Origin of the sequence: Lysinibacillus sp. FJAT-14222 (assembly GCF_001278875.1) — a bacterium.
Lineage (GTDB): Bacteria > Bacillota > Bacilli > Bacillales_A > Planococcaceae > Lysinibacillus > Lysinibacillus agricola.
The window spans coordinates 145,537-157,307 of sequence record NZ_LIYL01000008.1; the positions used below are offsets into that span (position 1 = coordinate 145,537).

11 protein-coding genes are annotated in these 11,771 nt (G+C 33.4%); all 11 read left to right on the forward strand.

From position 1 onward, the window contains the following. The first annotated feature begins 86 nt into the window (after positions 1 to 86). The 11 genes from AN161_RS03605 (at position 87) to AN161_RS03655 (ending at position 11,455) form a co-directional block, all read left to right on the forward strand. Positions 87 to 266, forward strand: a complete 180-nt coding sequence (locus AN161_RS03605) for a thiopeptide-type bacteriocin (protein ID WP_053593006.1) — start codon at positions 87 to 89, stop codon at positions 264 to 266. A gap of 304 nt (positions 267 to 570) precedes the next feature. Then, the gene (locus AN161_RS03610) at positions 571 to 2,475 is read left to right on the forward strand and encodes a TOMM precursor leader peptide-binding protein (protein ID WP_053593007.1); all 1,905 of its coding nucleotides are present in this window, start codon (positions 571 to 573) and stop codon (positions 2,473 to 2,475) included. A 40-nt stretch (positions 2,476 to 2,515) separates the two neighbouring features. Beyond that, positions 2,516 to 3,154 carry a hypothetical protein gene (locus AN161_RS03615; protein WP_053593008.1) on the forward strand — a complete coding sequence of 213 codons (639 nt, stop codon included), beginning with the start codon at positions 2,516 to 2,518 and terminating at the stop codon, positions 3,152 to 3,154. A gap of 13 nt (positions 3,155 to 3,167) precedes the next feature. Then, entirely contained in the window at positions 3,168 to 3,965 is a 798-nt protein-coding gene (locus AN161_RS03620; RefSeq protein ID WP_053593009.1) for a hypothetical protein, read from the forward strand. A 13-nt stretch (positions 3,966 to 3,978) separates the two neighbouring features. Next, entirely contained in the window at positions 3,979 to 4,995 is a 1,017-nt protein-coding gene (locus AN161_RS03625) for a lantibiotic dehydratase C-terminal domain-containing protein (protein WP_053593010.1), read from the forward strand. Between the two features lie 52 nt (positions 4,996 to 5,047). Beyond that, positions 5,048 to 6,820 carry a hypothetical protein gene (locus tag AN161_RS03630; protein WP_053593011.1) on the forward strand — a complete coding sequence of 591 codons (1,773 nt, stop codon included), beginning with the start codon at positions 5,048 to 5,050 and terminating at the stop codon, positions 6,818 to 6,820. Further along, positions 6,813 to 7,763 (forward strand): ABC transporter ATP-binding protein, encoded by a 951-nt coding sequence (locus tag AN161_RS03635; protein ID WP_053593012.1) that lies wholly within the window; start codon positions 6,813 to 6,815, stop codon positions 7,761 to 7,763. The genes AN161_RS03630 and AN161_RS03635 overlap by 8 nt, the downstream gene beginning before the upstream one ends. Beyond that, positions 7,747 to 8,475: an ABC transporter permease gene (locus AN161_RS03640; protein ID WP_053593013.1), complete on the forward strand. Its 729-nt coding sequence runs from the start codon at positions 7,747 to 7,749 to the stop codon at positions 8,473 to 8,475. Before AN161_RS03635 ends, AN161_RS03640 begins: the two co-directional genes overlap by 17 nt. Further along, complete coding sequence (locus tag AN161_RS03645) at positions 8,472 to 9,299, forward strand: SagB family peptide dehydrogenase (protein WP_053593014.1); 828 nt, start codon at positions 8,472 to 8,474, stop codon at positions 9,297 to 9,299. The genes AN161_RS03640 and AN161_RS03645 overlap by 4 nt, the downstream gene beginning before the upstream one ends. A 2-nt stretch (positions 9,300 to 9,301) precedes the next feature. After that, entirely contained in the window at positions 9,302 to 10,279 is a 978-nt protein-coding gene (locus AN161_RS03650) for a ThiF family adenylyltransferase (protein WP_053593015.1), read from the forward strand. A gap of 99 nt (positions 10,280 to 10,378) precedes the next feature. Further along, positions 10,379 to 11,455 carry an LLM class flavin-dependent oxidoreductase gene (locus tag AN161_RS03655; protein WP_053593016.1) on the forward strand — a complete coding sequence of 359 codons (1,077 nt, stop codon included), beginning with the start codon at positions 10,379 to 10,381 and terminating at the stop codon, positions 11,453 to 11,455. Positions 11,456 to 11,771 lie beyond the last annotated feature (316 nt).

Consider the following 11,771-nt stretch of genomic DNA (forward strand, 5'->3'; position numbering starts at 1 on the left):
ATAATATCACATTTAAGCAGGTAAGGAAAGAGGAAAGTTCCTGTATTTTGAAATATAAATAATCCAAAAACTGAGGTGATATTGAAATGAAAAAACATGCTGAATATTTATTTGAAGCGCTAGATGAAGAAGCTTTAGAGGAAGATATCTCCATTGAAGTAATGGATATTTCAGATTCTCTTGGATTGCCAGATATGGCTGCATCTAAGGGAACGACTGTATGCTGTAGTTGTTGTGTTGTTTGTTGTTGCTGTGGTACTGAATAAGTATGTATGCTACATGTTTGAGAGTGTAATAGATTTCGAGCAAATATTTAACTCAATCAACTAATTCTAGTTTGTATTATGAAGTTATAACCTGAAATTGACATCATATGAAGATATTAGAATAAAAATCTTAAGTATCTTGATTTACAGAAATTTTTAGCATCTTTTGAGAGACAACCATTCGATGATGTCGAATATGCAAACACATAAACTTACCTGCTTTTTATTAGAATCTAGTGAGTAGTAGATAGTTTGTATTTCACTGTAATTTTAAAAGGATAGAAGCTCTAAGGAGGCTAGATGAATGCAAGCAGTAAACGGATATGGGGAGCTATTTGATCTTCTTTCTAAAAAGATAAATGAGTCATATGGGGCATTGCAGAATACAAGTTCGAAAGGCGTTATTGTAGTTCATGATGATAAAGATATCGAAAGGGATATTATATGGCAAAAAAAATCCCATGCTGATGGGAAATGGATATATCGTGTATTTATTGATGGTGGTGCGGTTTTTTTAGGGCCTATTATTTTTCCAAATGAATCTGGCTGTTATGAATGCTTGCAAATTAGAATTGATAGTGCGTCGAAAAAAATAAGGGGCATAGATCAAACAGATCAAAAACATAACCGACTTAGAAATAATCAATCGATAATTACCCCTTTATTAGTAGATACACTACTTCATATTATTCTGCATGATTTAGATAACAATAATTCAGGGAGGAGTGTATGCCATACCGATTCAGTATTGTCAGTGAAAAAGTACAAGGTAATTGATGGACAAACTTTAGCGTGTTATAACCATTCCTTTTTAGCAAGTCCTGACTGCACTGCCTGTGCACATCCCTTCTACGATTATAGAAGGGAATCCTATGTAAAACTACTTCCAAGAAGACAAATTTCATTAGAAGTTCCTCGAGAACCTCGTGAATTGTCATTAGAAAAGTTAGAAGAAATATATTATGATCCACTGTCGGGCGTAATATCGTTAAAGCAAAGATGGTTTAGTGAAATTGAGCTAGGATTTACCACTGTTGAGATTCCAACCAATTCCCATAGAGAAATAGGTGTTGGGCGTACTGATTCATTTGAGTTAAATGATAAAGTTGCAATTCTAGAGGCTTTGGAGAGGGCCGGTGGTAGACCTAGTAAAAAAACTAAGGAAAATCATGCGTATAAAGACATTGTTGAGATGGCAATCAATCCGTCAGATTTTATCCTTCATCATCCAAAACAGTATCTAGAACCGAATATGGAACTCGTGCCTTATAATGAAGATTTAACTATTCCCTGGGTATGGGCGTATTCTTTTAAAAAAGATGACACCGTACTTATACCTGAACAAATAGCGTATTATCGTCTTTCAAAGCAAGAAAGATTTTTATATGAAATATCTAATGGATGTGCACTAGGATCTAGTTTAGAAGAAGCTATTTTGAATGGCCTGTTTGAAATAATAGAAAGGGATACATTTTTAGCCACATGGTATGGTCAATTATCAACATCTCAAATAGATATTCAATCATTAACTGATAAAGAATCACTAGGCTTAATAAATAAAATCAGATCTAGAGGCTATCAGGTGTACATTTTTTACATCACAAGGGAAGTACGTGTACCATCAATATGGGTGTTAGCGGTGGGGGAAAAGAAAGGACTTCCTAAGACACACTCTGCAGCGGCTGCAAGTCTTACAGCCGAAGTGGCAATTAGGAATGCACTGTTTGAGCTCTTAACAATGCTACCTTCAGCAGAAACCGATAGTATAAACCGTCATGAAGAAGCTTTAGAAATGCTTAAGAATCCTTTATTGGTTAAACAAATGGATGATCATAGTTTACTATATTCATTAGAAGAATCATTCTATAAGTTTGACTTTTTATTTACAGATAAAAACACTTTATCTATAAAAGACATAAATAGAAAATCATTAGATTTTCAACCAGAGAATTTAACATATAATCTTCAAAAAATAATTGATGAAATAATAAACTTAGGTCACGATGTTATCATTGTTCAGCAAACAACGCCGGAACAGAAAATATTACGTTTCCATACAGTAAAGGTACTTGTTCCTAGCCTTCTACCGATGACATTTGGGCATCAATATAGACGCATTGGTAACGTTGAGCGGTTTAAAAGGTTGAAGGAAGAATATGGGGGGGTTATTCCGGATTTTAACACTGTTTACCCACATCCATTTCCGTGAAATTACATGAAAATAAAATAGAATAGGGAGGTATCTATTCATGATTAATGAAATTGTATATAAATTTGCATTAGACACTACATATAATAAAGTTAATGTAATAAAAAAGAACAGTAATTATACAAAAGTATTGAGATTCAAAAAGAGACTCAATATAAATAAAATATATTCCTTGCCACATTCAGATAGAGATAATTCATCAAGTACAATGAATTATATATCAGACGTTTTGCGGGGGACTTTCAGCATACTTCATTATACACCACATGATCCTTGGAAATTACATAGGGGTTTTCCTTCAGCAAGATGTCTACATACTATAGAATCCTATTTAATAGTGAATAAAGCTTCCCAGGAGTTGGAGCAAGGTGCTTATCGATTTGACCCACTTAGAAATGAATTGGAAGTTATAGGTTTGGGGGACCCAAGTTATTTACTAGAAAGAGTATTTAACCAAGATATGAAAAGAGTTTCAAGAATATGGGTCTTTAGCTCAGAATTCTGGCGCTTAGGTAAAGAATATGGTGATTTTGCTTATAACTTGGCATTACTCGAAGCAGGTCACGCAATTGAGCAATTATATATGCATATAAATACTCGCCAGAAAAGCAATCACTCTCAATTGAGATATGTTTTTTTGTTATCAGAATATTGCGAAAATGCTAAACATCCCCGTTGAGGAAGAAGGGGTATTGGCAGCAATAATAGAATATGAGGATTCTCAAGTTGTAGAAGATGATGGGTATAAAGAGAGAAAGCTAAAAGAATACGAAGTTTTACATGAATTCCCAAACTGGGAACAATCAAATGGTCTGCGTTCGGGTTATTGCAAACGTTTGCGGGAGATGGAATCATACTTTTTATCTTTAACAAACACGAATGAGTCATTTCCAGTTGTGCATTTTCCAAATCTAGAAATTGATCTGAATCTTTTAAGGGAGACAACTTTTCAAAGGAATTCGGGGCAGGGACTGTTTGGGGTCGTGGGTAAATATCGCCCGATTGATTGGCGGACATTTACTCAAATAGGCAGATTCAAGGTAGACACACAGGAGGAATCAGTCCAACTATATGCTTTTGTCATTCAGGCAGAGGACTTTGAAGTAGGTATCTATTCATATAGTGCGAACGAGAAAGAGTTTATTCAAAAGAATATCGGTCAATTCGAAACTCTATTGCAAAAAAACTGCCAATATCCTTTTTTTAATTTACATTCAATGACTTGTGTTTACTTCATCTATAGTCCGATTAAATTGTATGTAGAAAAATACGGTCCGGTTGGATGGCGTATAGCTTTAATGGAAGCTGGGCGTATTGCCCAACGAATTTGTATGCAATATGCTAAATTAGGTTTTTTTGCTCGCCCTGTAAAATGTTTTGACGAAAAAGGAATGAATACGGTATTAATATCGGAAGATAGAATGCCTATATATAGTATCATTGTTGGTTCATCGAAATACAGTGACTTAAAAATAAATATTTCAGATTAGGGGCTTGATATAAATGTGGCAGACAATTTCAATCTATTATTATGAACATAATAAAGATGCATTATTGCTGAAAATGAATGAACTCATAAGCACACTAAATGAGAAATATACATTTAAGTTTTATTTTCGCAGACATTGGAAGTTTGGTTCTCACATCCGCATGAATATTAGTGCCAATGAAACCGATTACGAGCAAATCAGAACGTATTTAATCGATAATTTACAGACATATTTAAAAGAACACCCATCAACAGAAATATTAAATAAAAAGGAATTATTACGGGTGCATAAACAATTAGGGAAGTTAGAAGGAGAATCAGGACCTTTTTCCCCATTTATGGATAATAATACAATCCATGATACAAAATATGATGATCGCTCCAATCACTTTGATGAGCTTGACCATGATACTATGGCAGAAATAATGACAAAACTATCTCCGTTTATTTTACAGGTTATAAAATCAACAAATGAAAATACTAAGTTACGATCGATAGTGTCAATCTTGTTAATGTTAAACTTTGCGAATTTTGAACAAAATAGGGAGGTTAGCTCTTTAAGTTATCGTTCGCATACTGAAGGTTTTTTTAACATGATATCAAATCCAGCACAGACAAAAGAAGATTTTGAAAAGATATATCTAGACTTATCAGAGGATATAAGCGATTATTCAGAAGCTCTATTTATGAATAACATCGGAGTATTGCCGGAATTTCTACAGCAAATATTATTTGACTGGAATCAAGTTATTAACAACATGTATTTAATAGTGGCTGCGAACATAAAAAGGACATCTGTGAAGGCGAAAGCAATACAAGGAAGTCATGCAAAAGTAAGTGATTTCCATAACCATATTTATAGTAGTAATGATATACGAAAGTATTTGGATTCAAAGCAATTTAGGATTGTTCGAATACTTATTAATTTTATGTATATCACGTTATCCCAATTAGGCTTTAGTCCAAAATATAGATTCTTTCTATGTTGGGTGTGTGCAAATGAAATTGAATCTTATTTTGGTACCTCATAGCATAAACAAATACAAAAAATGAAAAATATATAAAACAGATTGGAGGGTAATAATGAAACCAAAACTAAAAGATAGTGTTTACTATGTGCCAATTGAAGATGGCATTTACTTTGCGGGTTTATCAGGTAGCAAAGTAATGCGAGGGGAAAATTTGTATAAATGGTTCGAATCTTTACTTCCATTCCTTGATGGGAGTCACGATATTGATCAAATATTGGAAATGATACCAGAAAGAAGGCATGTTTTTGTAAAGGAGTTTATTGGGCAACTTTATGAGCGTGACTATATCTTGGACAAAACTGAAGATGATATTCCAATTCAACATTCACTAAAAGAAAAATTCGAATCATCTATACGTTTTATAGAACAATATTCATCAACGCCAAATACCACTTTTAAAAGATTCAGAGGCTCTACAATTGGTATCTATGGTAGTTCTTATACAGCATTCATGGTGGCACAAGCATTGATTAGGATGGGAACAGAAAAAGTTGTGCTTATGGGTGGTAACTTTAAATGGGATATAAAGGAAAAATATGCTGAATCTATTACGAATTCTGAAGAAAGAAATGATTTTAACCTAAGCGTCGTAACGGAAGAGAAATTAGAAACCAATCTCCATAATATTAATGTTTTTATATGTCTTAATGATTTGAGCAAGACAGAGAATTGGAGTTTGATACAACATATAAATAAGAACTACCAGATTCCTATTTTACCAGTAAATATGTATGAGGATTCCCTATATATTGGCCCGTGGATAGGACAAGGAACAAATAGATGTAGTTCGTGTATAAACGAACAATTATACTTACCTCCAGGAAATGAGAGTGCTTTTGAAAATATAGCGCAAAAAATTGTCGCATATCTAATTTCACTGGAAGTTTTCAGCTATACAGGGGGGTTAAGAACAGGGAAAAAAAATTGCGTTGATCACTCCATACAGTTAAATAATCAACTTGAGACAACGTATCATTACATACCACGGATTAATACCTGTGAGGGATGTGTTGAAACACAGGTTGTCGGGCGACTAAATGACGAAGTAGAATATGAAATTGGCGAGGTATTCTTAGATAATCTTCATAAACTCGTTTCACCTTACCTAGGAATAATAACTCATATTGATGAATTTGATTTGTCCCAAACAGTTCTATCCCAATGTAGTGTAAGTATTTCAGAAGTAGGTAATTTTTCGGTTGCTGCTAGAAATAATATGTTGGCACGGTTTTATGCAATTATGTTTGGGGTTACAAATTACTACCAAAAGAAGCTAATAGATAATGAGAATAGTATGATTATATTTGGCCGAAGTTCTCTTGAAGCTTTGTATAAAGCAATAGTATTAGAAATGGAGAAAAACTGTCTAGAGAGTCAAGAAATATTATGGACTCCTTACCAAGATAGCCTTACTTCTTACGCCTCCTATTTAGAAAGAATGATTACAATTGATGACCAAGAATCTATTAATATTTGTTATATACTAACTACTTTTGAATTATTTATATTTAAAGTCACGGTTGATGGCAAGGACTTTTATGCAGCACATATGAATAAGGAAAAAGCGTTAGAAGACACATTAGAAAAAGCTCTATTTACGACAATGTTTGGACAAGAACAAACGGGTATTTACCCACTAGTTAATCCATCAACATTAAATAATGATGAAGCTAATCACTTTCAAGATGTAATCCAACAAAAGATTGCTAGTAATCAATTTAAGATGACTTGTAAAGAGTTATCACTATTACCATTCATAAATCAATTAGGGTTAAAGATTTTTAGTATTCAAGTTTCTTTTACAGGAGGGTACTTATATGAGTAGTTCAAATGCTGTTGTTCTAGAAAATATTGGTAAAATATTTGGGTCCTTTAAAGCTTTAAACAATGTCAATTTGGAGGTGCAGACCGGAAAGATCTTCGGTCTACTTGGACCAAATGGATCCGGAAAATCAACAACTTTAGATATAATAATGGGCTTTAAGAAGCCTGATAATGGTAAAGTGAGCCTTTTTGGACAGAACATAACTAATGGACGATTAGTAAGAGAAAAAATTGGCTTGATGTTACAGGAAACAGCCTTATTCCCGTATCTAACCGTAAAAGAGACATTACAATTTTTTGCTTCACTTTATGAGAAATCCTTCCCAATAGATGAACTATTAAAGATGTTAAAGTTGGAGTCATCAGTTAATAAACAGGTTAGAAAATTATCTGGTGGGCAAAGAAGGAAGTTAGATTTAGGGGTGGCCATGATTGGACTTCCAAAGTTATTAATATTGGACGAGCCTACGACAGGCTTTGACCCTGTATCAAAACATGAGACATGGGAAACTATCAAGAAGCTAAGGGATAGTGGCACAACGATAGTTATTACAACACAGATCATGGATGAGGCGGAGTACTTGTGCGATAAACTCGCAATACTAATAAATGGTGAAGTTGTTATACAGGAAGAAATGCAACTAATAAAAGATAATTATAATAATAAATACAATAAACAAAGCAGTGTCGTTATCCACTTTGCTGAAGAAACAAAATTAATATTGGAGTCATTTCCAGATGCTATAAAACTGGATGAACACGGATGTCGCTGGATGATACTTAATCAGGATGTAGCGAAAGTAACGCAAGAAGTGCACCAAATTGCCGCGAAGGAAAAGATAAAAGTGGATGATATTGATGTAAAAGATAGCTCGCTAGAAGAAATATTTATCGAATTAGTGAAAGATAGTGAAGGGGCGGATAAAGTTGAAAAGCTGGTTTAACTTGGTCTTTGTAGAAATAAAAAGCATGTATCGAAATTTTACTCAAGGTGTTTTTGTTCTTCTTATGCCGATTTTTTACTTTTTACTATTTGGCTGGGGCAACCAGTCCTCAAAAGAATTCTTTGTATATTTAATACCATCAGCCATTCTCTTTATTATCATTACAACAATGGTAGTTAATCAAGCAAATAATATTGTTCTTCAACGCGACCGATTACTTTTGAAGAGAATGTATGGCACACCATTAACTGCATTTTCGATAATTTCAACAAAGGTATTTGTTTCGATTTTAATTCTAGTTGTACAAACATTGGCTATCTTTTTACTGACTATTTATGTATTCGATGTAAATATTGAATTAAATATTCCGTTATTTATTGTCGTGTTCTTTATTAGTTGTTTGTTTTTTGGTCTATTTGGATTTGCCGTAGCAAATCTTATTCCAAATGCTGATTCTGCTTTAGCGGTTACCCAGGTTATATTGTTAGCCATCATGTTATTGGCTATTCCATCATCATTTGATGTAAGCTTTGGTTCGTTTTTAAATACAATAAGTGATTATAATCCAGCAACTTTTTTCCTAGAAGCCATGTATACGTCATTCTCAGATAACTCACTTAAATTACAATGGTTTAATCTAACTATTGTTATTGTGTGGTTCCTTCTTATTTCCTTTATAGGAATTAAAAAGTTCAGATGGAGTGACAAATGAATAAAGATAAGCATGAAGTTAAGTTGCTTCAAAATATAGAGCCATATGCGAAAACATTGGATATGTTATACCATCTAAACAGCAAATATACACGTGGACTAATGCACCGGTTATCACCACGAACTTCATTTAAACAACATAGCACCATTGCAAGGACAATGCCAAAAGAAGAAGATATTCAATTGAAGAATGTTTCTGGAAACCCTTGTAATACTACGTTTAAGGATGTATTAGCAATCCGTCGTAGCATTCGGGATTTTAAACCAACAAGATTATCCAAATCTACTTTCACGGAATTATTACGTATGGCAGTTGGAACGATACATGATGAGACTTCTGAAGAAAAAGATGAAATCAAAAATAATAAATTTACACAAGGTCGAACCTATCCATCTGCGGGTGCAATCTATCCTATTGAAGTATATGTGTTTGCACAATCAATTGATGAGATTGCACGAGGTATATATAGATATGAATGTTATACAGAAACATTAGTCTCCATTACAAAAGAACAAAAAGATATTGAAAACTTTCTGAATAGTATCATGGCTGGATTTGATATTCAAAATGCTCATTGTTTTATCTTGTTTGTTTCAAATTGGAGGACAATTAAGGAGAAATATTTAGCGAGGGCATACCGTTTAGCGCTACTTGAGGCAGGACATGTAGCGCAAAACTTCTGCTTATCAGCATCAGCTAATGGTTTAGGGTCTGTGATGATAAGTTCCTATTATGACAAGGAAATAGAGGATGTTCTTAAGCTCGATGGAATTAATCAGTCCATTGTAAGTATGCAAATTATTGGCGAACCAAAAGGGGAATAACAATGTGGGAATTTAACAATATAAGGTTAAATCTATTTCTGAAAATCGTATATTTAAATGATGAAAAGATCCATTTAGTAGAAAAGTCAACAAATAAAAATTTGCTGTCGGTTACAGATACATCAAGTAATAAAAGGTTATTAAAGTTAATTCATGCAATAGATAAGGAATGTGTCTTTCAGGACGAACTTATTGAGTTATATGAAGGACTTCCCATGAAAAGTAAAAATGTTGTAAAACAATTAGTTGATCAGCACGTTTTTATCGAAGCAAAAGAATATAATTATGTGCAAGCTGTACAAGCGCTTCCTTCTTATAAGTTAAATCTTAATAAAAAAATAGTTGTGCTTGGAATAGGGCCTTTGGGATACCGAATTGCATTTACACTTCTTCAAATGGGTGTACAGAATATGGTTGTTGTGGATGATGCACCAGTTACAAATATAGATATTCAAATGGGAATTGGAATACAAAAAAAACATCTTTCTAAATCAAAGGGGTTAGCATTTATTGAAAGTGTAGAAGAGCGAGTAATAAATGGAGCACACGTAGTTCAATGGGAATATGAGAAAAAGTTAGAGAGTGTGCTAGATAAAAATATGTTTGTAGTAGTTGTATCAGAGAATCTGGGTTCACATCATTTATCAAACATAAAACACCTTTCTTCTAATATAGGATTCTCCTGGATGTTAATTAGTTCGAATAAGGAAGAATTCATCATTGGTCCTACATTCATACCTAATGATACATTGTGTTTGTCTTGTTTGGAAATGCAAATTAATTTATCTGATTGTTTCGATAATATTTTCGGACCTTTATATGGAATTGTTACCGAACTCGCAGCGGTTGAAATACTAAATACCATGTCGGGAAATAGCCGTACAATAGGAAATATTATTGAAATAAATCCAATAACACTAACTATTAAAAATAGAGATGTGTATAAACTTCCATCATGCATTTTTTGTATTCAAAAATGAAATATTACAATGTTAAAAAGGGGGGAAGGTTAGGTAATAAGTTAATAATGTTTAGCTGTTGGTAACTGATATTTTATAAAAAGAAAGGAGTGTTTTCATTTGAAGTATGGCGTAACGTTTTTACCGGACTGTTATCCTGAGTTAAAGACACCTGAAACTTGGTTCAAGGATGCCCTGAATATTGTTGAACTAATTGATAGGGTGGGTTTTGAAAGTGTCAAAATTACAGAGCATTTTTTCCATCCGTATGGTGGTTACTGTGGAAATCCATCAAACTTCTTAAGTGCCGCTGCTATGCGCAGTAAAAATTTGAAACTAATTACAGGGTGCGTACTTCCAGCATTCCATAATCCTTTAATAGTTGCAAGTGAACTTGCGATGCTTGATGCAATAAGTAATGGGCGTATGGAGGCAGGTTTCGCACGAGCATATCTACCTTATGAGTTTGATGCTTTCAAGGTATCTATGGATGAGAGTCGCGCCCGTTATGTCGAGTTTATTGATGCAATTGAAAAATTGTGGACCGAGTTTCATACAACATTTAAAGGGGATTTTAATGAATTTAAGAATATTACATCATTTCCTCCATTAACGCAAGATAATAATCCGCAAATCTGGGTAGCTACATCAGCATCCCCGCAGTCATTTGAATGGGCAGGTGCGAGAGGTTATAACTTAATGGTTACACCTACAATTGCAGATTTCTCTAACTTTAAAGATTTCCTTAATATATATCGTTCAGCACATGAAAAAGCAGGTCATGGAAAGGTTGAACAAGATCAGATTATGTTAGCATATCCAATGTATGTACATGAGAATCATGAAACAGCCCACCGTAACGGAAAGAAATACTTAAAAAACTATTGGCAAGTATGGATTGATGCGGCGAATACTTGGAACGACAAAAATTCGTCCTCATACCAATCGTATAGTAGAATGGGAGAATTTTTAAAGACGTTTTCCTACGAAAGGCTTGTTGAAGAGAAGAGAATTCTAGTAGGGACTCCACAAGAGGTAAATGAATCAATCAATTATATTAAAGAAGAATTTGATATTGGATACCTCTCTTTTCAGGTTGATTTTGGTGGAATGCCTTATGAATGTACAAAAGAAAGTATCATGTTATTTAATGAAAAAATTTGTTCTGCAAATGTAAGTGACGCACTTCTAAAATAAAAAGGCATGCAAAAGTTGAGAAAAATGTGCATGTTCAATCCCTAATCACCAAGTGTAAATAAAGCTAAAAAAGACTAGTTTTTAATAAATGTAGTTTGAAAATATCATTAGTTAAAAGCTTATTTAAAGTAAAAATATAAAGAAGAGGGGTTTTTAGAATTCGAATCGAATATCTTATAGTAATGCCAGTAATGTTTGGAGGTCGCAATTTTGCTACTTTATTTTTGATATATATCATTTGAATCAATTTCATAAATCACTTTTTTCAAGAGCTTAGACTGCTCCTATTAAGATAAATTACGTTTTTAAAAATTAT

Coding starts and splice junctions, on each gene's coding strand:
- AN161_RS03605 (WP_053593006.1), top strand. CDS start 87: ATGAAAAAACATGCTGAATATTTATTTGAAGCGCTAGATGAAGAAGCT.
- AN161_RS03610 (WP_053593007.1), top strand. CDS start 571: ATGCAAGCAGTAAACGGATATGGGGAGCTATTTGATCTTCTTTCTAAA.
- AN161_RS03615 (WP_053593008.1), top strand. CDS start 2,516: ATGATTAATGAAATTGTATATAAATTTGCATTAGACACTACATATAAT.
- AN161_RS03625 (WP_053593010.1), top strand. CDS start 3,979: ATGTGGCAGACAATTTCAATCTATTATTATGAACATAATAAAGATGCA.
- AN161_RS03630 (WP_053593011.1), top strand. CDS start 5,048: ATGAAACCAAAACTAAAAGATAGTGTTTACTATGTGCCAATTGAAGAT.
- AN161_RS03635 (WP_053593012.1), top strand. CDS start 6,813: ATGAGTAGTTCAAATGCTGTTGTTCTAGAAAATATTGGTAAAATATTT.
- AN161_RS03645 (WP_053593014.1), top strand. CDS start 8,472: ATGAATAAAGATAAGCATGAAGTTAAGTTGCTTCAAAATATAGAGCCA.
- AN161_RS03650 (WP_053593015.1), top strand. CDS start 9,302: ATGTGGGAATTTAACAATATAAGGTTAAATCTATTTCTGAAAATCGTA.